Genomic DNA, 24792 nt, shown 5'->3' on the forward strand with positions numbered 1-24792 from the left:
CGCGCCCGCCGGGCCGCCCCCCCGCCCGGGCCCGGACCCCCCCGGGGCCGCCGGCGGGGCCCCCCCGCCCGGCCGCCCCCCCACGCCGCGGCCGTCGGTGGTCCCCGGCGACGGGGCGACGGCTGCGGATTCCACCGATCAGATCCGGGTCGGCGGACGCCATACGGCGAAGTCGCTGATCCGGAAGTGACTGGTGACCGTACGGAAGGCGAAGTGCCCGCTCGTGTACGCCTCCGGGTCGTGGTGGTCGAAGACCAGCCGCCCGTTGTTCCACCACCGCACCGTCGAACCGTCGGAGACGATCCTGACCCGGTTGGGCTCGTTGGCCGTCAGCAGCGGCTGCGTGTAGTCGTACAGCAGCGGCCGGTTGTCCGGATCCCCCACGTAACGCCGCAGCCGTGTGGTGGTGTTGCCGTTCGCCCCGTAGCCGACGTAGTACGTCCTCAGGTAGTTGTACTCGTCGAGCCGGCCCTCCCTCACGGTGGCGAAGAGGTCGTGCGGGGAGCGGGTGTCCGTGGCGTTCCAGAAGTTGTTGAGGTCCGACACCCGGTCGTTCGGACCGCCCCGTGAGACCGGTGTCGCGGTGTACTCGAGCTCGTACCGGCCCTTCAGCCGCTGCCCGAACCAGACGGTGGCGCCGCTGGGCACGTCGATGTCCAGGACTCCGTCCTCGGCCGTCACTGAGCCGCCGTCCTGGAGCTCGGAGCGCCACTGCCCCGTTCCGGAGCGGAAGGAGTCACCGGCGATACGGGTCCATGCGCGGCCGGTGCCGGTGTCCGTACGGATGGCGGGCTTGCGCGGGTTCCTGGAGTCGAAGCCGAGGTAGTAGTCGGTGAAGGTCGACTGGAGGTAGCCGCGCACGGTCCAGCCGAGCCGGTACGCGGGGTTGTGGGCGAGCGTGTAGAGCCGGGTGCGGGTGGGTTCGGTGGTGGTGTGGAGACGAAGTGCGCGGTGGTCCTCGGTCTCGGTGAGGATCTCCTCACGCCAGTCGCCCAGGATGTCTCCGTAGAAGGGCGTCGCGTTGCGGGCCCCGGCAACGACACCGGACGGATCGAAGATCCGCTCCGACGTCCCGGACCTCGGGTCCCACTTCTCGACGTGGGTGCTGTCCAGGAGCTCCGCCCCCTTGTCCCCGTCCCACCAGATGCGGAAATTGACGCTGGGGGTGGTCGTGGAGACCTTGCCGTCCCGGACGTTGCGCACGCCCGCGCCGGGCGCGGTCACGTCGGCGGTGGACGTCCAGTACTCGAGGCCGCGGTGGCGGGGGTCGATATCGGCGGCGGTACCGCGGCCCACATCGAGGTCCGCCTCACCGGCCGGGTTCTCGGGATGCGCGCCGGTGGTCAGGCGCTCGCCGGTATCGGCGTCGTAGTAGTACCAGGGGAACGCGGAGACCACGCCGAGCTCGGACTGCTGGATCGCGAACCCTTCGAGTCCGGGGCGGTCGGGGTCGAGGTCCGCGATGTGGAAACGGTCTCCGTGGCCCGCGCCGTCGACGACATAGCGCAGCGTTCCGTCGCTGTTGACCACGTAGTTGCCGTCGGCGATCTCGTCCTTGCCGTCCTGGTCGACGTCGACGACCCGGATCTGGTGGAAGCTCGTCGCGCCGCTCTGCGGGGTGGTCACGTACTTCCACCGCCTGCTCAGGTCGCGGCCGTCGAAGTCCCAGGTCTGGAAGAGGGTGCGGAAGGAGCCGCGCTTGGCACCGACCCGGGTGACCAGCTTCGTCACCAGGCTGGGGTGTACCCCGTCCAGGTACGCGACCCCGAAATGGCCTCCGGAGGGGCCGTCCGCGACGAAGTCCTCCGGAACGGGCTGCCGGGCGCGTTCCGTTCCGCTCCCGCCGTCGATGACCGAGATGAACTGCTCGGAGGGTGAGCCGGCCTCGACCTTCGCACCGTCGGCGAACGTGGTGCCGTCCGCGGTGTGGACGAGGACCTCGGCCCTGCCGTCGCTGTCGAGGTCATGGACGGTGACGTTGTCGTCGTTGCGGTAGCCGCCGATGGCGGTCGACCCGCTGATCGCGGCGGGCGCGGGGTCGTTGGCACCGTTGCCCGCGACCTGGACGAACGAGCCGGGGCCCTGGTCGACGCGCCACAGCCGACGGCCCAGGAGGGAGTACGCCTCCAGCAGATCGGGTCTGTCCCGGGTGCCGGAGAGGCGGCTGACGACCAGCTCGTAGCGGCCGTCGCCGTCGAGGTCGCCCGGCCAGGCGTGCTGCACCGTGTAGCCGTCGGCATCGGCCAGCGGGATCTCGGCGTAGCCCGCGGCGAAGGAGAGGGCGGGGGCGCCGGCCTGCTGCTCCCGGCCGCCCACGATCGCGCGCACGGTGTACGTACCGCCGCCCGCGCTGTCGTCCTGGTACGTGGTCGACTCGGTGACGGGCCTGCGGTTGAGGCGCTTGCCGTCCCTGTAGACGTTGAACGAGATGTCGGATCCGTACTCGGTGCCCAGCAGGCGCCAGCTGAGGAAGGTCCCCCTCCCGGACGGGACGGCCACGAGCCCCCGGTCGAGGTTCTCCACGATACGGCGGGGCTGCGGCGAGCCGCTGTGGCCGGATGCCGCCGCGGCCGGGACCGACAGGAGTCCGGCGAGGACCACTGCGGCGCTCACCGCGGCGATTCTTCGGTATCCGGAACGGATGGCATGCATGACGATCGGTACTCCTCTGGGCAGGGGCGCAAGGTACGGAAGGGCAGTTGCGGAAGGTAGTAAGCGCTTCACACGATGCGGGCCCCCGGGCGCCGTGTCGATCTTTTCCGGTGACGTGCCACACGACCGCAACGGCGCGCTAACAAAGGCGCGGGGACGCGGACTGCGGATGGGCAACGGCGGGCGCACACTGAGGAAGGAGACGCGTCGGGCGGCGGCGTGCCCGTCCGTCCCCGATGCCGTCCGGAGAGATATGACCAGCCCGGCCGATGACCCGTACGTACGGGTGCGCGGCGCCCGCGAGCACAACCTGCGGAACGTCGACGTGGACATCCCGCGGGACGTCCTGGCCGTCTTCACCGGGGTCTCGGGGTCGGGCAAGTCGTCGCTGGCGTTCGGCACGATCTACGCGGAGGCGCAGCGACGCTACTTCGAGTCGGTCGCCCCGTACGCCCGCCGGCTGATCCATCAGGTGGGAGTGCCCGCGGTCGACGACATCATGGGGCTGCCACCGGCCGTCGCCCTGGAACAGCGACGGGGTTCGGCGACGTCCCGTTCCTCCGTCGGCACCGTGACGACGTTGTCGAACACGCTGCGGATGCTCTTCTCCCGCGCGGGCACCTATCCCCCCGGAGCCGAGCCGGTGGACTCCGACGCCTTCTCCCCGAACACGGCAGCCGGCGCGTGCCCGGAGTGCCACGGCCTGGGCAGAGTGCACCGCACCACCGAGGAACTCCTGGTCCCGGACCCGTCGCTGAGCATTGCCGAGGGTGCCGTCGCCGCGTGGCCCGGCGCCTGGCACGGCAAGAACCTGCGGGACGTCACGCGGACCCTCGGATACGACATCGACCTGCCCTGGAGGGAGCTGCCGCACCGGGAGCGGGAGTGGATCCTGTTCACGGACGAGCAGCCGGTCGTGACCGTGGACCCGGTGCGGGAGGCGGGCCGGATCCAGCGTTCGTACCAGGGCACCTTCCAGAGCGCCCGGCGCTATGTGATGCACACCTTCGCCGACTCCAGGAGCCGGACGCTGCGCGCCCGTGCCGAACGGTATCTGGAGAGCTCGGCCTGTCCGTCCTGCGCCGGCAGCAGGCTCCGCCCGGAGTCCTTGGCCGTCACCTTCGCGGGGTGGACGATCGCCCGGCTCAACGCGATGCCGCTCGGCGCCCTGGCCGAAGTACTGCGGCCCGTCGCCCGGGGCGAGGGCGGCGCATCCCCCGACGGTCCCCGGCGGCAGGTCGCCGAGACGCTCTGCACGGACCTCGTCGACCGCATCGCGGTGATCACCGAACTGGGCCTGGGCTATCTGAGCCTGGACCGCACGACGCCGTCGCTCTCGCCCGGGGAGCTGCAACGACTGCGCCTGGCCACTCAGTTGAGGTCGGGCCTGTTCGGCGTGGTGTACGTCCTGGACGAGCCGTCGGCGGGGCTGCACCCGGCGGACACCGAGGCGCTGCTGACGGTGCTGGTGCGGCTGAAGGAGGCAGGCAACTCGGTGTACGTCGTCGAACACGACATGGACGTGGCCCGCAGGGCGGACTGGCTCGTCGATGTCGGGCCGCACGCCGGCGAGCTCGGCGGCCGGGTCCTGCACAGCGGTCCGGTGGACGGTCTGGCAACCGTCGCCGAGTCCGCGACCCGCCGGTTCCTGTTCGCCTCGGGACCCGACCCCGCGGCAGGGCGTACCCCGCGGGAGCCTTCGGTCTGGCTCCATCTGCGGGGCATCGACCGGCACAACCTGCGCGACCTCGATGTGGACCTGCCCCTGGGGGTGTTCGCGGCCGTCACCGGCGTCTCGGGGTCGGGAAAGTCGACCCTGATCACGCAGGTACTCGCCGGGGCCCTCGCCGAGCACCTGGGCACGGAGGTCCCACCGGACAAGGCAGGAGAATCGGGCGACGAACGCGACGCGGGGGAGAGCGAGACCGGGGCCGGCCCGGACTTCGTGGCCGAGGGGATGGAGGCGGTGGACCGCCTGGTGCAGGTGGACCAGAAACCCATCGGCCGTACGCCGCGGTCCAACCTGGCGACCTACACCGGTCTGTTCGACTCCGTGCGCAAGCTCTTCGCGGCCACCGACGACGCGAGGCAGCGCGGCTACAACGCGGGCCGCTTCTCGTTCAACGTCACAGGCGGCCGGTGCGAGACCTGCCAGGGCGAGGGAATGGTGGTCGTGGAGCTGCTCTTCCTGCCCGGCACCTACGCGCCCTGCCCGCAATGCCGTGGCGCCCGCTACAACGAGGAGACCCTGCAGGTCCGTTACCGGGGACGCGACGTGGCGGAGGTGCTGGGCATGACCGTGGACGCGGCCGCGGAGTTCTTCGCCGACGTCCCGCAAGCGGCGCGGAGCCTGCGCACCCTGCGCGAGGTGGGCCTCGGCTATCTGCGGCTCGGGCAGCCGGCCACCGAGCTGTCGGGCGGCGAGGCGCAGCGCATCAAGCTCGCCTCGGAGCTCCAGCGGAGCCGTACCGGACACACCGTGTACGTACTCGACGAGCCGACAACAGGGCTGCATCCGGCCGATGTCGAACTGCTCATGCGGCAGCTGCACGGGCTCGTCGACGCGGGCCACTCGGTGTTCGTGGTCGAGCACGAGATGGGGGTGGTCGCCGGAGCCGACTGGATCGTGGACCTGGGGCCCGGAGGCGGCGACGCGGGAGGCCGGGTGGTCGCCTCCGGCCGGCCCGCCGACGTGGCCCGGACGGCCGGGAGCCGGACGGCGGACTATCTGGCACGCAGGTTCGACGGCTGAGCCGACGCGAGGTCCTGTCGCCAGGGTGGACGTGTCCGGACCGCGCCGTCCGAGGACCGGGTGGCGCCGTCACCGTCCGCCGCACAGTGGCCGAACGACACCCCCTCCCACGGCACTTCGGCTCCGCGCGGCGTGGTCCGCGCCGTACGCACCTCCCGGTGGAAGTACGTCACGCCGCTGGTCGGTGAGGACCACGATCACCTGCGGTCCCACCCCGGCGCCTCACGCCGGGGTGGGCACGTCGCCGGTGCGGGGCGGACACGCTCACGCGCCGGCCTTCTGCGCCACCGAGGACTCAGAGGCGCCGGAGGCGATGCCGAAGGCGGGGTCGGGCACCTCCTCGGGGCTGATGAGGGCGGACGAGCGGCCGTCGACACCGACCGGGACGTCACCGTCGATGGTGACGCGGCGGAGCTTGCGCTCGTGGGTGTCGGAGTCGTCCACGCCGTAGTGCTGCGTGGCCCGGTTGTCCCAGATGGCGACGTCACCGGTCTGCCACTGCCAGCGCACGGTGTTCTCCGGGCGCTCGATGTGCGACTGGAACAGGTCGAGCAGGGCGCGGGAGTCCCGGCCGGTCAGCCCGCTGATGCGCTGGACGAAGTTGCCGAGGAGCAGGACGCGCTCGCCGGTCTCGGGGTGGACGCGCACCACGGGGTGCTCGGTGAGGAACTTGGTGGACGTGAACACCTCGCGGTACTGCGCGAGCGCCTCGGGCAGGGCGTTGGGGCGCAGGGCCGCGTAGTCGTAGTCGTTGGAGTGGACCGCGCGCAGACTGTCCGCGAGTACGCGAAGGGGCTCCGGCAACTCGGCATAGGCGGCAGCGGTGTTGGACCACAGGGTGTTGCCGCCGTACGGAGGGATGACGACGGCGCGCAGGATCGAGAACGCCGGGTAGGCGGGCACGAACGTGACATCGGTGTGCCACTGGTTCGCCCGGCCGCCGCGGTCGGAGTCGATGCCGAGCGAGTAGCGGCCGTCGGCGGAGGGAACGGTGGGGTGGGCGACCGGGGTGCCGAGCAGTTGGCCGAACGCCTCGTGGCTGTCCTCGTCCAGGTGGTCCTGGCCGCGGAAGAAGACGACCTTGTTGGCCAGCAGAGCGGCCCGGACCGCCGCGACGGTCGCGGGATCGAGGTCGCCGCCGAGGCGAACCCCGGAGATGACGGCACCGAGACGGCCGCCGATCTGCTGGACGGTGACGGTGGAGGCGGGGGCAGTGGTTGTCGAGGACATGGTGGGTATTCCTTTCGGAGACCAAGATCATTCGATTGATTAATCTTGGAGCGGAAGTAATTGGGCCGAGCGAGGTGCCCTGCGACGGACGCGATGCGGGACGGGTGCCGCGGAGGGCGGGGGAGCGGGGCGGGATCGCCGGAGGTGCGGGGCCGGAGCCGGCAGGTCAGACGGCGCTACAGCGACCCGGACACACCTGGGGCACTGTGGCGCGGCCGGCGTGGGCGGACCGCGCGGCGGGAACGGCCGTCGCGAACATGCCTCGGAGACTTCCAGTGGCCCGCGGCGTACGTCAAGCACACATCCACGCCCCGCACGGTGCGCGGCAGTGGTTGAATCGGCGCCTGCGTGAGGCCGGAGCCCTGTCCGGCGACGCCTCGTCAAACAGCCTCTGAGCAGCAGTTGTTCCTGCCGCTCCGGATGTGCCGCGCACCCTGGCGGGGTGGGGGGCGAAGGCCCCGGCACGATTTCACGCCGCCGTAACGTCGCGACCGCCCCCGGTCGCAGGACCGGAGGAAGTCCCCATGACAGCCGCCCCTCGCATCGCCCGGACGACCGGTGACGGCCGGCGCGAGGCCAACGCCGCCACGGTCCTGCGCACCGTGCTCGATCACGGACCCGTCGCCCGCAGGACGATTGCCGAACTCTCCGGTCTCAGCCCCGCCGCCGTCTCACGTCAGTGCACCGATCTGGTCCGCCTCGGCCTCGTGAGGGAACTTCCCGAACTCGTCGAGAGCATCGGTGTGGGCCGACCGCAGATTCCGGTCGACCTGCATACCGGGGAGACCGAAGGGCCGGTGGCCGGTGGTGTCCATATCGGCGTGCCCGGATCGACGTTCGGCCTGCTGGATCTGCGCGGCCGGCTACTGGCCCGCAGCGCCTTCCCGCACGACGGCATCGCCCCCGGGGATCTGCCGCACCGCATCCTCGGCGCGCTGCGCACCTTCCTCGCCGACGCCAACCGGGGCCGTCGTCTGCTGGGAGTCGGCGCGGCCCTGGGCGGCTGGGTGGATCCCGGGCCGGGGACGGCCGTCCGGCACGACGCGCTGGGCTGGCACCAGCGCCCGCTCGCTGCCGAACTGGCCCGTGGGCTGGGCGGAATAGACGTTCGGATCGACAACCATGCCCGGGCCATCGCGCAGTCCGAGATCCTCTTCGGCCGGCCCGCGGCGCGCCGCAGCCTGGTCCACCTCTTCGTCGGCAATGTGGTCGACGCCGCCCTCGGCATCGCCGGGGTCGTCCACCAGGGGCCGGGTTCCGGCGCGGGGGACGTGGCGCACCTGCCGGTACCGGATTCCACGGCCGTCTGCCCCTGCGGGCGGTCCGGCTGCCTGGAGGCGACGGCGTCCAACACGGCCGTCGGGCGGACCGCCGTGCGGCGCGGGATCGTGCCCGAACCCGATGCGCACCTCGTCGTGGACGCGGCCGCGGCGGGGGACCGGCGCGCGGACCGGCTGCTGCGCGAACGGGCCCGGTCGGTCGGTCGTGCGACGGCCCTGCTGCTCGACATCCTCAACCCCGATCTGGTCGTGGTCACCGAGCACTCCAGCCTGGTCAATCCCGACTACCTCGAGGAGATACGGGGCGCGGCGATCGATCTGTCCCACGTCTGCCGGGATCCAGAACGGATCGTCAGTCCGCATGCCGGGACGGCGGTCCTTCCCGTCGCCGCGGGCACCGTCTTGCTGAACCCGCTGTTCAAGAGCCCTTTGGCGACCGTCGACAGATAGTCGTAAGGGACGGGAGGCCGTTCCATACCAGGATCCGGACCGACACGGTTGACCACCCGGCATCCGCTGCCGGATCGCCCCGTGAACCCGTCGACAGGCCGGCGCGGTCTGTGCCGTCCGGAACGGGCCGGACGATCCCCCACGCGGTCCCGGCCACGCCGTCGGCTGCGGGTCTACGGCGCCGCACCGGTGAAACGACGCTCCCTGCCGTGGCCACCGCGTCGAACCCCGCACCCTGTTCCGCACCGCGGAGCTGAGAGCCGCGCGTTCCCCATTCCACCCGCAGCGGAATGAATGCCGGGCCCCGATTCCGAGTGGCTGTGAGAATTGCGGTGTGGCGACGTACGGGCCGGGGTGTCCGGCACCCGTCAGGCGTTGGCTGTGGGCCTGTTCGGTTTCCGGTGCCGGACGGACCTCAGGAGAGTGGCCAGTTCTGCAGTGCGGCGTCTGCCATCGACTGGAGTTCTGCGCGGTCGACTCCGCTCGCGGCTTGCACAGCGATGCCGAAGGCCAGGGTGGTGACGTAGCGGGCCAGGAGTGCTGGATCTGCCTGCGGCGGCAGGTCGCTGTCGTCGACGGCTTGTCGGAACCGCTGCTGCAGGCGGGAGCATCCGTTGTTCCGCCAGGCGGAGAGGAGGTCCCGGACCGCCTGTCCGGAGTCACTGGTGACCAGGGCGCTCTGGACGCCCATGCATCCGTGGGGGCGGGCCGGTCCTGTGGTGGTCCGGATGGTGCCGGTCAGGATCGCGGTGGCGGTCGCCAGGGCGGTCGGTTCTTCCAGGGCGCGGTCCAAGTACGCGCTGGGGCCTTCTGTGTAGCGCTCCAACGCCTTGCGGAACAAGTTCTCCTTGTTGCCGAAGGCCGCGTACATGCTGGTGGTGGAGATGCCCATCGCGTCCGTGAGGGTGGCCAGGCTGGCGCCTTCGTAGCCGTGCTCCCAGAAGACCAGCATGGCGTGCTCAAGAGCCTCGTCGGCGTCGAACCCCCGTGGCCGGCCGGCGGAGCGGTTCTGTCTGATGCCCACGCTCCGCACACTACCACTTCCGTATCGATCGATACGGAAGTGGTACGTTCGAGTTCTGCATCGATCGATGCAGAATGCTGGGGAGGGTATTGCTGTGGGACTGCTGGAAGGAAAGACGGCTCTCGTCACCGGGGGCAGCACAGGCATCGGCCTGGCCAGTGCCATGAGGCTGGCGGCCGAGGGAGCGCATGTGTTCATCACCGGCCGGCGCAGGACGGAACTCGACGCGGCCGTCGAAACGATCGGCTCGGCGACCGCCGTGGTCGGCGACATCGCGGACCTGGCCGATCTGGACCGGCTCTACGAGGCGGTCCGGGACCGTGGACAGGGTCTGGACGTCCTGTTCGCGAACGCCTCCGTCGCCGCGTTCGTGCCGCTGGATCAGATCACCGAGGAGCACTTCGACACCCATTTCGGGATCAACGTCCGGGGGACGCTGTTCACCGTCCAGAAGGCACTGCCTCTGCTCAACGACGGCGCCTCGGTGATCCTGAACGGTTCCACCAACGCGGACGTCGGTGCGGAGGCGTTCGGCGTGTACGCGGCCTCCAAAGCCGCCATCCGGTCCTTCGCCCGGACCTGGGCCAACGAACTCAAGGGCCGAGGCGTCCGGGTCAACGCCGTTTCTCCCGGCCCGACTGACACTCCTGGCCTGTCGGGACTCGTTCCCGGTCCCGAGCAGGCCGGCCTGCGGCAGCACCTGGCGGCGCATGTTCCGCTGGGCCGGCTCGGGCGCCCGGAGGAGATCGCCGCGGCCGTGGTCTTCCTCGCCTCCGAGCAGAGCAGCTTCATCACCGGTTCGAACTTGTACGTCGACGGTGGAATGAACCAGATCTGATCGCGACGACGACTACGCCTCCCCACCACACACAGGGACGAGAGACCATGACAGTGATCGGCATCATCGGTGCGGGCGAAGTCGGCAGCCAGATCGCGCGTGCGGCGATCGCGAACGGCTACGACGTCGTCATCGCCAATTCACGAGGCCCCGAGACCTTGAAGGACCTCATCGACGAACTCGGTCCGTCGGCGCACGCCGCAACTGCCGCCGGCGCCGCCGTCGCCGGAGAGTTCGCTGTCGTGGCGGTCCCCCTCAAGGTGATCAACGACATGCCCGTACACCAACTGGCTGGCAAGATCGTGCTGGACACGAACAACTACATGACCTGGCGCGACGGCCACATCCCGGCCGTGGACTCGGGAGAGAAGACCGTGCACGAGCTCCGCCAGGAGCACCTGCCGCAATCCAAGGTCGTCAAGGCCTTCACCCACATCCAAGCCCCCCGCATCACCACAGCGGGCAGAACGGCAGGCACTCCCGGCCGGCTTGCGCTGTCGGCCTCCAGTGATCACCCCGAAGCCGTGGAGCTCGTGACGCGCCTGTACGACCGGTTCGGGTTCGACACCGTCGACATCAGCCCCCTCAGCGAGTCATGGCGCAGCGGTCCCGGCCAACCCGCGTGGCTCGCCCACGAGCACCAGACCCGGGACGAGCTCATCGCCAACCTTGCCAAGGCACGACGAACCGTCTGAGCCGAGCCTCGCCCGAAGACGGTTGCCGGCGTTCTCCTGGCAGCGTCAGCTCCGCCCACGTCCGCCCTTCGCCGCTGCGATCAGCGCCGGCACGGTGGCGAACTTGACCCGCGGGCGGCCGAGGGCGCGACCGCGTGCCAGCTCGGCACGGTCGATGGCGGCCAGCCCCCGGGCGTCGACGACATGGCGGGAGCGCTGCTGGGCGAGGCGGCGGAAGGCCTTGGGCGGCTGCGCGGGCGACGGGAGCCGGCCCGCGACCGCGTCGGCCAGGAGAGCGCCGACGGTCTCGGCCGCGCAGGTGCGGTTGGCTCCGATGCCCCCTGAGGGGCCGCGCTTGATCCAGCCGACCACGTACGACCCCGGCATGCCCGTCACACGGCCGTCCTCGTGCGGCACGGTGCCGGTCGCGTCGTCGAAGGGCAGGCCCGGCACCGGAAGGCCGCGGTAGCCGACCGCCCGCAGGAGCAGCCCGGCCGGTATGTCCTGCTCGCCCGTCGCGGCCGTCACGCGCACGGCCGCGACGCCGTCCTCGCCGAGCACTTCCACGGGGGCGGAGTGGAAGCGGAAGACGATGCGCCTGCCTGCCGCAGGGGGGCGTGACCAGTCGGTCCTCTCGCGGGCCACGTCGCGCAGCAGTGCGGCCTTCTCGCCGGGCTCCGCAGCGTCGATCCGCGCACCGGTCCTCGGATCGTGGTCGTCGACGACCAGGTCCACGCCCGGCAGATGCTTGAGGGCGAGCAACTCGGAGGCCGTACAGGCCACATCCTCGGGACCACGGCGTCCGAGTACGACTACCTCGCGCACCTTCGATTCGCGCAGGACGGCGAGCGCGTGGTCGGCGATGTCGGTACGCGCCAGCGCGGCGGGATCCGCCACGAGGATACGCGCGACGTCGAGAGCCACGTTTCCGTTGCCGACGACGACCACACGCTCCGTGGACAGGCGCACGGCCTCCGGCTCGACCTCCGGGTGGGCGTTGTACCAGGACACGAACGAGGTGGCCGGGATGCTGCCCGGCAGGTCCTCACCCGGGATGCCGAGCCGGCGGCCCGTGGAGGCGCCGACCGCGTAGATCACCGCGTCATGGTGTGCCGCGAGTTCACCGGCGCTGACGTCCTTGCCGACCTGGAGGCCCAGCTGCATGCGCACGCGGGGATGGGAGTGGAAGCGCGCGAAGGTCTCGCCGACCCCCTTGGTCGCGGGGTGGTCGGGCGCGACGCCGTACCGGACGAGGCCGCCCGCCACCGGCAGCCGGTCGATCAGCGTCACCTCGGCGTTGGTGTGCAGCAGGAGGTCCTCGGCGGCGTACATGCCCGCCGGGCCGGTGCCGACGACCGCCACCCGGATCGGCGCGAAATCGGAGGGCACGCCGCGCCTGAACGAGGGCTCGCCCCAGGCGTGGAAGTTCGGCCCCGCCGGTGCCGGGGAGGCCGGCCTGTCCGCGTAGTAGGCCGCGTTGATCGCCGCGTACTCCTTCTGCGCCCCGAAGAGGCTGTCCACCGGGAAGATCGCGTCGACCGGGCAGGCGTCGGCGCAGGCGCCGCAGTCGATACAGGTCTCCGGGTCGACGTGGAGCATCTCCGTGCTGCCGAACTCCCTTTCCTCGGGGGTCGGGTGGATGCAGTTGACGGGGCACACGGCGACGCACGTGGCATCGCTGCAGCAGGTCTGGGTGATGGCGTAGGTCATCTCGTCAGCTCAGGTCGTCGGCTCGGGTCAGATCAGGTCGGCGCGCTTGTAGAAGAACAGGGCCGGTTTCGTGAGGAGGCGGGCCGAGGCCAGGAACTCCATCAGTCCCGAACAGCTGGAACGCATGAGGGACTTGTGGTGCTCGTTGGTCCTGGCCTCGGCCAGGGCCCGCTCGGTGTCCAGGCCCGCGTTCGCGTAGACCTTCCGGTTCACCATGCTGGTGACGATGTAGTAGGAGGCGATGGCGACCACGAGCGAGTTGAGCTGCCGCCGCAGCGGGCCCGCGCCGCGCAGCCGCTTGCGGGTCTCGTCACGGGCGAACTTCATGTGCCGTGACTCCTCCACCACATGAATGTTGTTGATCGTCCGGACGAACGGTGCCACCCGCTCGTCCCGCATCCAGTCGCGCTGCATCACGTCGAGCACCTCTTCGGCGACGAGGATCGCGGCGTACGCGGCCTCACCGAAGGCGAGCGTCTTGAAGGCCCGGCCGAGCTCGATCACCATGCGGTGGGGGCGGTAGGCCGGAGCGCCCAGTTTCGCGGCACCCCGGGCGAACATGATGGAGTGCCGGCACTCGTCGGCGACCTCGGTGAGCGCCCACTGGAACCGAGGGTCGGTCGGGTCCTTGGCGTACATGTCGCGCAGCACCATCTGCTGCAGGATCATTTCGAACCAGATGCCGGTGCTGGCGACGGATGCCGCTTCCTGACGAGTCAGTGCCTTGCGCTGCGCATCGGACAACTCCTGCCAGTACGCGGTGCCGTAGAGCGTGCTCCACTCCGGGCTCGCCCCGTGGTCGTCCGTGTTGAGGGGTGTCTCCCAGTCCACCTCGATGGCCGGGTCGTACGAGAGCTTCGCGGCCGAGTCGAGCAGCCGCCGGGCGACTTCCTGCTCGGCGGCCGGGTCCCGGTGGTTCCTGTCATCCGGCCGAACGGTGCTGCTTGCCATGCTGCCGCTCCTAGAATCGAGAGATCGACTCGACGCCGCCCCGACCGTGTCCCGTCCCTTGCCCGTTCGACGGGTCCGGTGGCTGCGAGCGCCGTACGCGCTTATTAGACGTCACGTCTAGCAAGCTGTTGGACGGAAGGTATAACAAGAGGGGCGGGCGGGCCTACCCCTGAGTAGGAAATAGGCACGAGCTCTCCATGGAACGGTGGCACCGCGGGTCCGGCTCCGACGGCCGCCGAGGCGGATAATAAGGGCATGGAATTCGCCGTCCTCATGACGTTGCCCGGGCTGGTCGTCGCACTGACCGTGGTGGCCTTCGTCGATCAACTGCTGTTGCGCGCCGGGCGGGCAGGGGTGCTGCCATGGCGCAACGGGGCCCGCCAGGGCCAGATATCGGCAACCGGGTTCGAACAGCTGCACGCGAGCTTCTCCCCGGGAAAGCAGAGCGAACTGAAGGAGCGGCGGTCGGCGCTGCTGATGCGGGACGACGAGGAGGACGGGGCGCCGCCGAACCGGACAACGGTGGACCTCGACGGCGGCACCGCGGTGATCCGGATGCCGGAGACGGGCCGATAGGGGCGGTCTGCGTCAGGGGGTCGCTGCTCTGACTTCGTACGGGCGTGCTGTTCCAGGGCTGGTCCGAGTGGCCTTCCCGCGCGCGTACGACGGGGAGCCCGTGGGAAGGGGCTGCGCCGGGATGCGTGGAGGGGGTCGTCGCCGGAGCAGTGCGCCGCGCGTGTTCAGGTGCCCCCCGTCGCCTTGCCTGATGTCGAACGGTCGGGCCAGGATGGCCGCCAACGCCCCCAGTGCCACCATGGAGGCCGTCACGGCCGAGGCGGCGAGCGCAGTCAACTACTGCCCGCTACAACCCGGTTGCGCCTTCCGGCCGGCGTGTCGACGCGCTCGTCCTGTAGCGATGGACGCGGCGGAGGGGCGGCTGGTTCGTCCTGTCGCGGCTTCATGCCGGAGCTTCCCGCGAAAGGCCGCCGAGCACCCCGGGAGACCGGTGTGCGGAGCCTCAGGTCCGGCAACAGGACAGGCCGTCCGGGGTGTCGAACATCGTTCGCAATTTCAGCGAGAGTCATTGACGCCGGGTTGCCCCGCGCCTACGGTCCCGTCCGAAGTGACGGGCAGGATTCGGTATATCGAACACGCGGCCCGTGGCGAACGACCCGTACCCCTCAGAGACGAGCCGCCATGCACCCACACCACCCCAGTCGGCGCCGCGCCCTCGCAGGCGGAATCGGTGCCCTCGCGGCCGCCGGAGCCCTGGGCTCCCTGTCCGGCTGCGCCGCGCCCGCCACCGCAGCCGGGCCGGGGCAGACCCGGCTGCGGTTCTGGCATCTCTTCGGCGGCGGAGACGGCGTCAACATGGCCGGGATGCTGGAGGACTTCCGCACCGAACACCCGGACATGGCCCTGGAGGCCGCGACCCTGCAGTGGGGTGCGCCGTACTACACCAAGCTCGGCATGGCCGGCGCGGGAGGCAGGGCGCCCGAACTGGCCGTGCTGCACCTCGCGCGGCTCGCGGGCTTCGCCCCCGGCAGGCTCGTCGACCCCTTCGACCTCGATCTGCTGGCCGAACACGGCGTGGGGGAAAAGGACTTCCCGCCGGAGATCTGGAGCCGCGGCCGGGTGGGCGGCAAGCAGTACGCCGTTCCGTTCGACACCCACCCCTTCGTCCTCTACTACCAGACCGAGGTGTGCGAGAAGGCCGGGCTCATGTCGGGCGGCCGGCTCAAGCCGATCGGCGGCGCCGAGGAGTTCGCCGAAGCGCTGCGAGCCGCGAAGAAGGTGACCGGGCAGCCGGGCCTGGTGACGGAGACGCTCGGCCCCGACTGCATCACCCCCTGGCGCCTCTTCTCCACGTTCTACGCGCAGACCGGTGGCAAGGTCCTGTCGGAGGACGGCAAGCGCCTCGCGCTGGACGATGCCAAGGCCCTTCGTGTGCTGGAGTACATGGCAACTCTCTCCGAGGAGGGGCTGATGGTGCGCCGGTGCGACTACGGCGCCTCCGTGGGCATCTTCAACGGTGGCAAGACCGCCTTCCACCTCAACGGCGAATGGGAGATCACCACCTTCCGGACGGCCGGGATCCCCTTCTCCATGACCCGCGTGCCCGCGCTCTTCGGCAGTGCCGCCGCGCAGGCCGACTGCCACTCGTTCGTCCTGCCGCACCAGAACGACCGCGGCGGCGCGACCAACGAGGCGGCGCACGCCCTCGTCGCCTGGATGCTGAAGAACTCCGTCGCCTGGGCCGAGGGCGGTCATGTGCCCGCCTATCTGCCGGTGCTCGGCGATCCGGCCTACCTGAAGCTGAAACCCCAGTCCGAGTACCGGGACGTGATCGACGACGTGGCGCTGGACGAGCCCGCCTGGTTCGCGGGCTCCGCCTCCCGCATGTGGATCGAACTCGGCGCCGTGCTGTCCGGTGTGCTCACCGGATCCCGTACCCCGCGCGGTGCGCTGACCGAGTGCAAGGCCCGACTGAGAACCCTCCTCGACACCCGCAACCCCCTTCCGGGAGCCGCGTCATGACCTCCACCACCGCGGCGGCACCGCCACCCGTGACGAAGCCGGCGGACGCCGTCCGCCGCCCCACGGCCCGTTCCGTGCACAGGAGATGGACCGAGCACGGTCTGGTGTTCATCGCCCCGTTCCTGCTTGTGTACGGCATGTTCCTGGTCTGGCCGCTGATATCAGGTGTTGGCATGAGCCTGACCAGTGACAACATCACCGGCTCCGGAGGGCAGTTCGTCGGTCTCGACAACTACGCGGAGGCCCTGGGCGACCCCGAGGTGTGGTCCTCGCTCTGGAACACCGTCTGGTTCACCGTCCTGTCCACCGTCCCGCTCGTCCTGGTGGGGCTGGGTCTCGCGCTGCTCGCCCATCAGCTGCGCGTGGTGCAGTGGCTGTGGCGCCTGAGCTGGTTCGCCCCGTTCCTCCTGCCGTCCGGCGTCGTCTGCCTGCTCTTCGCGCAGATGATCTTTCCCTCCGGCTTCGGCCTCGCCGACCAGATGCTCGCCTCCGTCGGCCTCGAGCCGGGCATCGGATGGCTGAGCGAAGAGCGCTACGCGATGCTCTCCGTCGTGGCCACCACCCTGTGGTGGACCGTCGGCTTCAACTTCCTGCTGTACCTCGCCGCTCTGCAGGCCATCCCGGCCCATCTGTACGAGGCCGCGGAGCTGGACGGAGCGGGCGGCAGGCACCAGCTGTGGCACATCACCATGCCGATGCTCCGCCGTACCACGGGGCTTCTCGTCGTCCTCCAGGTGCTCGCCTCGCTGAAGATCTTCGATCAGATCTACCTCATGACCGGCGGCGGCCCCGACGACTCCACCCGGCCGATCCTGCAGTACGTCTACCAACAGGGCTTCACCGGTTACCGCATCGGCTACGCCTCGGCCGTCTCCTACATCTTCTTCGCCCTGATCCTGACCGTCTCCCTGGTGCAGCCGTTGCTGTCCCGGCGCCGAGCTGAGGAGGCCGCAAAGTGAGCGGTTCCGTCACCGTCAGAACCCGCCGCGTACTCCGGAGCGCGCAGCCGGGCGGATCCGAGGGCCGGCGCCGGCGCTGGACCCCCGGCAGGCTCGTCCTCCTCGTCGTGGCCATGGTGCTCGCGGTGGCCTGGCTGGTCCCGCTCGCCTGGGCCGTCGCCACCTCCCTGAAACCGGAGGCGGAGACGACCGGGACCCCGCTGGAGTGGATCGGTTCGCGCGTCACCTTCGACGCGTACTCCAAGGTCTGGGAATCCGGCGAACTGATGCGCTGGCTCATGAACTCGGCGTACATCTCGCTCATGACGACCGTGCTGACCGTCCTGACCTGTGCGATGGCCGCGTACGGCTTCACCCGTACCGAATTCCGCGGACGCAGACTGCTCTACGGGCTGGTGCTCGCCGGCATCATGGTGCCGCCGCAGGTACTCATCGCGCCGCTGTTCCAGGAGATGGTGCAGCTCGGCCTCGTCGACACCTACTGGGGCGTGATCCTGCCCCAGGTCGCGGTGCCCGCCATGGTGTTCATCCTGGTGAAGTTCTTCGAAGGCGTACCGAGGGAGCTGGAGGAGGCGGCCTTCGTCGACGGCGCCGGACGCTGGCGGGTGTTCTGGACGATCGTGATCCCGCTGTCCCGGCCGGTGCTGGCCGCCGTGGCGATCTTCACCTTCATCTCCACCTGGAACAACTTCCTCTGGCCGTTCCTCGTCACCACCGACCCGAACGGCATGACCCTGCCCGTCGGCCTCGTCAACGTCCAGTCGTCGTTCGGGGTGCGGTACGCGCAGATCATGGCGGCGCTCGTGATCGCCGGGCTGCCGCTCCTGATCGTCTTCGCGCTCTTCCAGAGGCAGATCGTGCGCGGTATCGCGCACACCGGCCTGGCCGGCCAGTAGGCGGCCGCGCGAGGCGGAACGGCCGGGCGGCCCCGCGCTCGGCCGTACGCCCCGCGGGTGCGACGGACGGTCAGGCGATGGACGTGCCCCGCATCAGCAGCAGCGCCACGTCCACCGACGCCGCGGCCACCGCCCCCGCGAGGGCCGCCTTGCGCCAGGTCCGCCGGGGCACGAACCCGGCGAACGCCGTCGGCACCACCGCCGCCAGGGTGAGCGCTCCCCACCAGCCGGGAGGTCCCGCAGGCCCCAGCACGAGCACCGCCGACGCCGCCACCAGCGGTACGGGGAGCAGCATCCGGGTGCGGGCGGCGCCCAGACGCTGGGGCAGGCCCCGACTGCCGGCCGCCAGATCCCCGTCGATGTCCGGAAGCACATCGCCCAGATGGGCCCCGACACCCAGCAGGGCCCCGGCGGTCACGGCCCACCACGCGGGCCAGGGGTGACCGGGCATGTTCAGGGCGACCAGGACGGGCAGGCCGCCGAAGCCGATCACGTACGGAAGCCAGGACAGCGCCGTCGTCTTGAGCTTCAGGTTGTACGTCCACGCCGCCACGACCCCGGTGAGGTGCACCGCACCGGCGACAGGACCGCACGCCGCCGACAGCACGGCGCACAGCAGCAACGCGGTGAACGCCGCCTGCCACACGCTGCTCCGTGACACCACGCCTTCTGCCACCGGTTTGCCGCGGCGCCCGGCGGCCGCGTCGCGCCGGGCGTCGAAGGCGTCGTTGCACCAGCCGACCGAGAGCTGGCCCGTCAGTACGGCCCCGCCGACCAGGACGCAGCGGGTGCCCCCGAGTCCGGAGCTGACGGACAGTGCGACGACGAGGGCGGTCACCGCCACCACCGGTCCCGGGTGGCAGGAGAGCGCCAGCCCCACCAGGGGGTGGGGTGGTCGCGTCACGGACTCGTGCATCTGTGGCCGGTCGGTGGTGTCCACGAGGGGATCGTAAGGACTCCGGATCGCACGAACACGCCAGCCGTGTGTCTGATGTGCACGGTTTCACCCTGATATGTAGGCAGGATGACGGTCATGACCTCTCCGAAGCAGGGGCCAGGATGACCCGGATCGCAGCCGTTCACGGGGTCCTGCCACCGCACCGCCACACCCAGCGGGCGGTCACCGACATGGTGGCGCGCACCAGCCTGCCCGCGGGGGCCGACCGCCGCGTCCTGGACCGGATCCACGAGAACGCCCGGGTCCGCACCCGGAACACGGTCCTGCCCCTGGAGCGCTACGGCGAACTGGACGGTTTCGGGGCGGCCAACGACGTGTTCATCGGCGCCGCGGTCGACCTGGGAGGCCAGGCGGTGCGCGGGGCTCTGCGGGCGGCGGGGCTGAGGCCCGCCGACGTGGATCTGCTGATGTTCACCTCCGTCACGGGAGTGGCGGCTCCCTCCGTCGACGCCCGGCTCGTCGGGCGCCTCGGTCTGCGGCCCGACGTGAAGCGGCTCCCGGTCTTCGGCCTGGGCTGCGTCGCCGGAGCCGCAGGGGTGGCCCGGCTGCACGACTACCTGCTCGGCAGGCCCGGCCAGGTGGCCGTGCTGCTGTCGGTCGAGCTCTGCTCCCTCACCTTCCAGCGGGCCGACCAGACGCCCGCCAACCTCGTCGCCACCGCGCTGTTCGGCGACGGTGCGGCGGCCGTCGTCGCAGTCGGCGGCGAACACCCCGCCCCGGCGGACGGACCCGAGGTGATCGACACCCGCAGCCGGCTCTACCCCGACACCGAACGCGTCATGGGCTGGGACGTCCGGAGCTCCGGCTTCAAGGTGGTGCTCGATCCGGCGGTTCCCGACGTCGTACGCCGGTACCTCGCCGACGACGTCCGCGGGTTCCTGGAGGAACACGGGCTGAAGCCGAAGGACATCGCCCACTGGGTGTGCCACCCCGGCGGCCCCAAGGTCCTGGAAGCCGTCTCCGACGTGCTCGAACTGCCCGAGGGCGCACTCGACGTGACCTGGCGTTCGCTGGCCGAAGTGGGCAACCTGTCGTCCTCCTCCGTACTGCACGTCCTGAGGGACACGATGCGGCAGCGGCGGCCCGAGCCAGGAACCCCCGGTCTGCTGATGGCCATGGGCCCCGGATTCTGCTCCGAACTGGTGCTGCTGCGTTGGTAGTCGGGAGGAACGCATGATCTGGTACACGGCCCTGGTGCTGGCCGTCGCGGGCGAACGCCTCGCCGAGCTCGTCGTGGCCCTGCGCAACACGCGCTGGAGTCTGGCCCGCGGCGGCACCGAAGCCGGGCGCGGACACTACCCGGCGATGGTGGCCCTGCACACCGCTCTGCTGGCGGGATGCCTGACCGAAACCTGGCTGGCCGGGCGCCCGTTCCTGCCGTGGTTCGGCTGGACCATGGTGGCGGTGGTGGCCGCGGCGCAGGGGCTGCGCTGGTGGTGCATCCGCACCCTCGGACACCGGTGGAACACCCGGGTCATCGTGGTCCCGGACCTGCCCCTGGTGACAGGCGGCCCCTACCGGTGGCTGCGCCACCCCAACTACGTGGCGGTCGCCGCCGAAGGGCTGGCGCTGCCGCTGGTCCACGGCGCCTGGACGACCGCCGCGGTCTTCACCGCACTCAATGCCGTGCTCATGGCCGTGCGCGTCCGGTGCGAGGACCGGGCACTGGCCTCCGTACGGCCGTCGGCCGCGCGCCCGTGATCGACGTCCTGGTGGCCGGGGGCGGCCCGGCCGGTCTGGCGGCGGCGATCCGGGCCGCCGGAGCCGGCCGGGAAGTCGTCGTGGTCGAACCCCGCGCCGCCCCCGTGGACAAGGCCTGCGGCGAGGGAATCATGCCCAGCGGCGTGGCGGCCCTGCGTGCGCTGGGCGTCTGCGTGGCGGGCCACGACCTGCGCGGAATCCGGTACGTCGAGGGCCACCGGAACGCGGAGGCGACCTTCCGCGGCGACACGGGGCTCGGCGTACGGCGCACCGAACTGCACGCCGCCCTGCACCGGCGGGCCGTGGAACTCGGCGTACGCATCGTCCCCGGGAAAGCAGGGACGATCCGGCAGGACGACGGCAGCGTCAGCACGGCGGGGCTCACGGCGCGCTGGCTGATCGCCGCCGACGGGCTGCACTCCCCACTGCGCCGCGAACTCGGCCTCGACCGCCCGGGATCCGCCCCGCGCCGCTACGGCCTGCGCCGGCACTACCGGGTCGCCCCGTGGACGGACTTCGTCGAGGTCCACTGGTCGCGCCGCGGCGAGGCCTACGTGACACCCCTCGGGGACGGGCTGGTCGGTGTGGCCGTGCTCAGCCCCGACCGCCGGTCCTACGAACAACACCTGGCCGAGTTCCCCGCACTGTCCGGTGCGCTCCGGGGCCTTGAGGCGGGTCCCGTCCGCGGCGCGGGACCCCTGCGCCAGGACGCGCGCAGTCCGAGGGCCGGACGGGTCCTGCTGGTCGGTGACGCGGCGGGCTACGTCGACGCACTTACGGGTGAAGGCATCGCCCTGGCCATGGCGACCGCGACGGCGGCGGTCGCGTGCCTCACCGCGAACCGGCCGGAGGCCTACCCCGCACAGTGGGCCAAACTGACACGTCGTCATCGCATGCTCACCCAGGGCCTGTTGGGCGCCGCGCGGCACCCTCGTATCGCCCGGCTGATCGTCCCTGCCGCCCACCGCATGCCCCGGGTCTTCTCGGCTGCGGTGCACGCACTCCAGTAGGCGTAACCCGGTTCATTCCAGCCGCGACGTCACGAACCGCGGCCCCGCTCTGCGATGCTGGCCCTGTGACGCCCTCGTCCCGAGCCCCGCAAGCCATCACCGCAGACTCGCCCCACCCGGGCATCAACCCGCTGATGACACAGTCCTGGCTGGATCTGGCCTTCGTGCACTGGCCGGCTGACCCCTTGGACGTGGCGCCGCTCCTGCCGGTCGGCACGGTTCCCGACACCCTGGACGGTGTCACCTACATCGGACTCGTCGCCTTCCGGATGCACCGCGTCGGCTGGTTCCGTCTCCCCGGCGTGCCCTACCTCGGGACGTTCCCGGAGACCAATGTCCGCCTCTACTCCCTGGACTCCCAAGGGCGGCGGGGCGTGGTGTTCCGCTCGCTCGACGCCTCCCGGCTGATCCCGGTGGCCGTCGCACGGACGGCGTTCCGCCTTCCGTACAGGTGGTCGCGGATGGCGATCCGGCGCGACGCGGACACCCTCACCTACACCAGCAGGCGCCTGCCCGGACCGCGTGGAGCGCACAGCCGGATAGTCCTGCGCGTCGGGGACCAGGTGGGGGAGCCCAGCGAACTGGAGCACTTCCTCACCGCGCGCTGGGGCATGCACTACACCTTCTTCGGACGGCAGACATATCTCCGGAACACCCATCCCCGCTGGCCCCTGCACCACGCCCGGCTCATCGAGTGCGACGAGAACCTGGTGAAGGCGGCGGGTCTGGCCGCACCGGCGGGGGAGCCGGCGAGCGTGCTGTACTCGCCCGGCGTCCCCGTACGCTTCGGCCGTCCGTCCCGGCCCGGCGGCATCCCCACCCCGTGAATCCGCTCCACGGTGGTCCGACCGAGGCTCATGCCGCGGCCGTACGGCATGTCGCGTGCCCGACCCGCAGGACACCGCTCTACTGTCGCCGCCAGGACCAGGACGACGCGGTGGGAGTGGCATGCCGGACGTACAGCGGCGTCGACGGCAGGGAGTGGCCCGGCTGGTCTGCGGACGGCGCACCAAGTGGCTGATCGTGGCGTTCTGGCTGATCGTCCTCGTCGTCGCGGCGCCACTCGCCGGGAAACTCACCGGCGCCCAGGACAACGACGCCACGTCCTGGCTGCCCACCAGCGCCGAGTCCACCCAGGTCTGGGAGGAATCCAAGGGATTCCGGCCCGAGAGCATCACGGCCGTCGTCGTGTACGCCCGGGAGTCCGGCCTGACCGGGGCCGACCGCACCAGGATCGCCGAGGACAAGCAGCAGCTCATGACGCTGCGCGCGCACGGTGTGCGGGGTGCCGAGACACGCGGACCGCTCTACGACAGCCAGAACGCACCCGCGGCCGCGCAGATCTTCGTCCCCATCACGATGGACGAGGAGGGATGGGAGCGCATCGGTCCGGCGGTCGATTCCGTACGGGACGTCGTGGGCGGCAGCGAGGGAGGTCTCGCGGTCCACATCACCGGACCCGGCGGCGTGGCCGCGGACTCCGCCGACGCCTTCTCGGGCATCGACTCGACCCTGCTGTTCGCCGCGCTGGCCGTGGTGATCATCATGCTGCTGATCACCTACCGCAGCCCGACCCTGCTGGTACTGCCCGTGCTCGCGGTCGTTGCCGCACTGCTCACCGCGCAGGCCCTCATCTACCTGCTCGCGGCGCATGCGGGCCTCACGGTCAACGGACAGAGCGCCGGCATCCTGACCGTCCTCGTCTTCGGGGCGGGAACGGACTACGCCCTGCTCCTCGTCGCCCGCTACCGGGAGGAACTGCGCCGGCACGAGGACCGGCACGAGGCGATGGCGCGCGCCCTGCACCGCGCCGGGCCCGCGGTGCTCGCGAGCAGCGGCACCGTGGTGCTGAGCATGCTCGTCCTGCTGTTCGCCGAGATGAACTCGACCCGGGGCCTCGGTCCGGTTGCCGCGATCGGAGTGGCCGTCGCGCTGATCGCGATGCTCACACTCCTGCCCGCCCTGCTGGTGATCTTCGGCCGGTGGGTGTTCTGGCCGGTCATCCCGCACTTCGGCAGTGACGAGCCGACCGAGCACGGATTCTGGGCGCGGACGGGGGAGAGGCTCTCCGCGCGTCCGCGCAGGGTCTGGGTCGCCACCGCCCTCGTGCTCGCCGCCCTGTCCCTCGGGCTGATCCAGCTGCGCGCCGCCGGTCTCAGCAACGCCGACTCCTTCCCCGACAAGCCCGACTCCGTCGTCGGCCAGGAGATCCAGAAGCAGTACTTCCCGGCAGGCAGCGGCAGCCCGCTGGTCGTCATCGCGGATCTCGGCAAGGGCGCCCAGGTGCGGAGCGCGGTCGAGACGACCCCTGGTGTGGTGCCCGGCTCCCTCGTCGTACCGCCCGGTGCCAAGCCGGTGCACGAGGGCCGGGTGATCTTCGAGGCGACGCTGACCGACCCCAGCGACAGCGACCAGGCCGAGCAGACCGTGGAACGGGTCCGTGACGCGGTGCATCAGGTGCCGGACGCGGACGCCCTGGTGGGTGGCGACACAGCGGCGATTCTCGACATGGACACCGCCACCAGGCACGACAACCTGCTCATCATTCCCCTCGTCCTGCTGGTGGTGCTGATCGTCCTGATGCTCGTGCTGCGCGCACTGGTGGCGCCCCTGCTGCTGATCGCGACCGTGGTGCTGTCCTTCACGGCCGCCCTCGGTATCAGCGCGCTCGTCTTCCGGTACGTGTTCGACTACGCCGGCGAGACGACGGACTTCCCGCTGTTCGTGTTCGTGTTCCTGGTGGCACTCGGTATCGACTACAACATCTTCCTGACCACACGGATCCGTGAGGAGGCCCTGCACCAGGGCACCAGGGCCGGTGTGCTGACGGGCCTCGCCGCCACCGGGGCCGTGATCACCTCGGCGGGGCTGGTCCTGGCGGGCACCTTCGCCGCACTGGGGACCCTGCCGGTCGTGGCCTTCGCGGAGATCGGCTTCGCGGTCGCCCTGGGCGTGCTCCTGGACACCTTCGTCGTACGGTCCGTGCTGGTCACCTCCCTCTTCCTGGACATCGGCCCCCGGGTGTGGTGGCCCCACCGGCTCGCCCATGAGGACGGGGGCGCGGCGAGGAAGCCGGAGGCACCGGCCGCTCAGTCGTAGGGTGCAGCTCCGGGCGCTTGTGGCCGCGATGCCTCGCGGTACACGGCTCGCCCGGTCCATGCCGAGGGTG

General features: G+C 70.9%; 18 protein-coding genes and 2 pseudogenes. 13 read left to right on the forward strand and 7 right to left on the reverse strand.

Annotated elements, in window-relative coordinates:
- Positions 1-138 precede the first annotated feature (138 nt).
- Both ACFW9O_RS12415 and ACFW9O_RS12420 read right to left on the reverse strand, forming a co-directional pair.
- A pseudogene (locus ACFW9O_RS12415) lies at positions 139-747 on the reverse strand (DUF6250 domain-containing protein); the annotation flags it as partial.
- Positions 748-801: 54 nt separating this feature from the next.
- Positions 802-2985 (reverse strand): annotated as a pseudogene (locus ACFW9O_RS12420) (hypothetical protein); the annotation flags it as partial.
- Between ACFW9O_RS12420 and uvrA the strand changes: the two are divergent.
- Positions 2906-5404 carry an excinuclease ABC subunit UvrA gene (gene uvrA, locus ACFW9O_RS12425; RefSeq protein ID WP_384608109.1) on the forward strand — a complete coding sequence of 833 codons (2499 nt, stop codon included), beginning with the start codon at positions 2906-2908 and terminating at the stop codon, positions 5402-5404. The pseudogene ACFW9O_RS12420 and the gene uvrA overlap by 80 nt on opposite strands.
- A gap of 264 nt (positions 5405-5668) precedes the next feature.
- Here uvrA and ACFW9O_RS12430 read toward each other — a convergent pair whose 3' ends face one another.
- The gene (locus tag ACFW9O_RS12430) at positions 5669-6634 is read right to left on the reverse strand and encodes a TauD/TfdA dioxygenase family protein (RefSeq protein WP_384608112.1); all 966 of its coding nucleotides are present in this window, start codon (positions 6632-6634) and stop codon (positions 5669-5671) included.
- A gap of 524 nt (positions 6635-7158) precedes the next feature.
- Here ACFW9O_RS12430 and ACFW9O_RS12435 point away from each other — a divergent pair.
- Complete coding sequence (locus ACFW9O_RS12435) at positions 7159-8364, forward strand: ROK family protein (protein ID WP_384608116.1); 1206 nt, start codon at positions 7159-7161, stop codon at positions 8362-8364.
- Positions 8365-8779: 415 nt separating this feature from the next.
- Here the strand turns inward: ACFW9O_RS12435 and ACFW9O_RS12440 are convergent, their stop codons facing one another.
- Positions 8780-9388, reverse strand: coding sequence for a TetR/AcrR family transcriptional regulator (locus ACFW9O_RS12440; protein WP_384608118.1), 609 nt, complete (start codon positions 9386-9388; stop codon positions 8780-8782).
- A gap of 94 nt (positions 9389-9482) precedes the next feature.
- Here ACFW9O_RS12440 and ACFW9O_RS12445 point away from each other — a divergent pair, with 94 nt between their 5' ends.
- Together ACFW9O_RS12445 and ACFW9O_RS12450 are read left to right on the forward strand one after the other, a co-directional pair.
- Complete coding sequence (locus ACFW9O_RS12445) at positions 9483-10226, forward strand: SDR family oxidoreductase (RefSeq protein ID WP_384608121.1); 744 nt, start codon at positions 9483-9485, stop codon at positions 10224-10226.
- A gap of 47 nt (positions 10227-10273) precedes the next feature.
- A complete protein-coding gene (locus ACFW9O_RS12450; protein WP_384608124.1) occupies positions 10274-10921 on the forward strand; it encodes an NADPH-dependent F420 reductase in 648 nt (215 codons plus the stop codon).
- Positions 10922-10966: 45 nt separating this feature from the next.
- Here ACFW9O_RS12450 and ACFW9O_RS12455 read toward each other — a convergent pair whose 3' ends face one another.
- Both ACFW9O_RS12455 and ACFW9O_RS12460 read right to left on the reverse strand, forming a co-directional pair.
- Complete coding sequence (locus ACFW9O_RS12455) at positions 10967-12610, reverse strand: FAD-dependent oxidoreductase (protein WP_384608127.1); 1644 nt, start codon at positions 12608-12610, stop codon at positions 10967-10969.
- A gap of 27 nt (positions 12611-12637) precedes the next feature.
- Complete coding sequence (locus ACFW9O_RS12460) at positions 12638-13561, reverse strand: diiron oxygenase (protein ID WP_351177306.1); 924 nt, start codon at positions 13559-13561, stop codon at positions 12638-12640.
- 255 nt (positions 13562-13816) lie between these two features.
- Here ACFW9O_RS12460 and ACFW9O_RS12465 point away from each other — a divergent pair, with 255 nt between their 5' ends.
- From ACFW9O_RS12465 to ACFW9O_RS12480, 4 genes are all read left to right on the forward strand, one after another.
- Positions 13817-14137 (forward strand): DUF6191 domain-containing protein, encoded by a 321-nt coding sequence (locus tag ACFW9O_RS12465; protein WP_384608130.1) that lies wholly within the window; start codon positions 13817-13819, stop codon positions 14135-14137.
- A gap of 621 nt (positions 14138-14758) precedes the next feature.
- Entirely contained in the window at positions 14759-16099 is a 1341-nt protein-coding gene (locus ACFW9O_RS12470) for an extracellular solute-binding protein (protein ID WP_384608133.1), read from the forward strand.
- The gene (locus ACFW9O_RS12475) at positions 16096-17058 is read left to right on the forward strand and encodes a sugar ABC transporter permease (protein WP_351177291.1); all 963 of its coding nucleotides are present in this window, start codon (positions 16096-16098) and stop codon (positions 17056-17058) included. The genes ACFW9O_RS12470 and ACFW9O_RS12475 overlap by 4 nt, the downstream gene beginning before the upstream one ends.
- Positions 17055-17954: a carbohydrate ABC transporter permease gene (locus ACFW9O_RS12480; RefSeq protein ID WP_384608137.1), complete on the forward strand. Its 900-nt coding sequence runs from the start codon at positions 17055-17057 to the stop codon at positions 17952-17954. Before ACFW9O_RS12475 ends, ACFW9O_RS12480 begins: the two co-directional genes overlap by 4 nt.
- Positions 17955-18024: 70 nt before the next feature.
- Here ACFW9O_RS12480 and ACFW9O_RS12485 read toward each other — a convergent pair whose 3' ends face one another.
- Positions 18025-18894, reverse strand: a complete 870-nt coding sequence (locus ACFW9O_RS12485) for a UbiA family prenyltransferase (protein WP_384608140.1) — start codon at positions 18892-18894, stop codon at positions 18025-18027.
- A 119-nt stretch (positions 18895-19013) separates the two neighbouring features.
- Between ACFW9O_RS12485 and ACFW9O_RS12490 the strand changes: the two genes are divergently transcribed.
- The 5 genes from ACFW9O_RS12490 to ACFW9O_RS12510 all read left to right on the forward strand — a co-directional run bounded on the left by ACFW9O_RS12490 (position 19014) and on the right by ACFW9O_RS12510 (position 24722).
- On the forward strand, positions 19014-20072 hold the full coding sequence (locus ACFW9O_RS12490; protein WP_384608143.1) for a type III polyketide synthase: 1059 nt from the start codon (positions 19014-19016) through the stop codon (positions 20070-20072).
- A gap of 13 nt (positions 20073-20085) precedes the next feature.
- Positions 20086-20613, forward strand: a complete 528-nt coding sequence (locus ACFW9O_RS12495; RefSeq protein ID WP_384608146.1) for an isoprenylcysteine carboxyl methyltransferase family protein — start codon at positions 20086-20088, stop codon at positions 20611-20613.
- On the forward strand, positions 20610-21623 hold the full coding sequence (locus ACFW9O_RS12500; RefSeq protein WP_384608148.1) for an NAD(P)/FAD-dependent oxidoreductase: 1014 nt from the start codon (positions 20610-20612) through the stop codon (positions 21621-21623). Before ACFW9O_RS12495 ends, ACFW9O_RS12500 begins: the two co-directional genes overlap by 4 nt.
- A 134-nt stretch (positions 21624-21757) precedes the next feature.
- Positions 21758-22450: a YqjF family protein gene (locus tag ACFW9O_RS12505; protein WP_384608151.1), complete on the forward strand. Its 693-nt coding sequence runs from the start codon at positions 21758-21760 to the stop codon at positions 22448-22450.
- Between the two features lie 121 nt (positions 22451-22571).
- The gene (locus ACFW9O_RS12510; RefSeq protein ID WP_384608153.1) at positions 22572-24722 is read left to right on the forward strand and encodes an MMPL family transporter; all 2151 of its coding nucleotides are present in this window, start codon (positions 22572-22574) and stop codon (positions 24720-24722) included.
- The last annotated feature ends 70 nt before the right edge of the window (positions 24723-24792 follow it).

Source organism: Streptomyces sp. NPDC059499 (assembly GCF_042749285.1).
Classification (GTDB): domain Bacteria; phylum Actinomycetota; class Actinomycetes; order Streptomycetales; family Streptomycetaceae; genus Streptomyces.

Excerpts from the sequence above, each read along its gene's own strand:
- ACFW9O_RS12455 (WP_384608127.1), bottom strand. The coding sequence starts at position 12,610 with ATGACCTACGCCATCACCCAGACCTGCTGCAGCGATGCCACGTGCGTC.
- ACFW9O_RS12490 (WP_384608143.1), top strand. The coding sequence starts at position 19,014 with ATGACCCGGATCGCAGCCGTTCACGGGGTCCTGCCACCGCACCGCCAC.
- ACFW9O_RS12495 (WP_384608146.1), top strand. The coding sequence starts at position 20,086 with ATGATCTGGTACACGGCCCTGGTGCTGGCCGTCGCGGGCGAACGCCTC.
- ACFW9O_RS12505 (WP_384608151.1), top strand. The coding sequence starts at position 21,758 with ATGACACAGTCCTGGCTGGATCTGGCCTTCGTGCACTGGCCGGCTGAC.
- ACFW9O_RS12465 (WP_384608130.1), top strand. The coding sequence starts at position 13,817 with ATGGAATTCGCCGTCCTCATGACGTTGCCCGGGCTGGTCGTCGCACTG.
- ACFW9O_RS12475 (WP_351177291.1), top strand. The coding sequence starts at position 16,096 with ATGACCTCCACCACCGCGGCGGCACCGCCACCCGTGACGAAGCCGGCG.
- ACFW9O_RS12450 (WP_384608124.1), top strand. The coding sequence starts at position 10,274 with ATGACAGTGATCGGCATCATCGGTGCGGGCGAAGTCGGCAGCCAGATC.
- ACFW9O_RS12435 (WP_384608116.1), top strand. The coding sequence starts at position 7,159 with ATGACAGCCGCCCCTCGCATCGCCCGGACGACCGGTGACGGCCGGCGC.
- ACFW9O_RS12460 (WP_351177306.1), bottom strand. The coding sequence starts at position 13,561 with ATGGCAAGCAGCACCGTTCGGCCGGATGACAGGAACCACCGGGACCCG.
- uvrA (WP_384608109.1), top strand. The coding sequence starts at position 2,906 with ATGACCAGCCCGGCCGATGACCCGTACGTACGGGTGCGCGGCGCCCGC.
- ACFW9O_RS12430 (WP_384608112.1), bottom strand. The coding sequence starts at position 6,634 with ATGTCCTCGACAACCACTGCCCCCGCCTCCACCGTCACCGTCCAGCAG.
- ACFW9O_RS12470 (WP_384608133.1), top strand. The coding sequence starts at position 14,759 with ATGCACCCACACCACCCCAGTCGGCGCCGCGCCCTCGCAGGCGGAATC.
- ACFW9O_RS12510 (WP_384608153.1), top strand. The coding sequence starts at position 22,572 with ATGCCGGACGTACAGCGGCGTCGACGGCAGGGAGTGGCCCGGCTGGTC.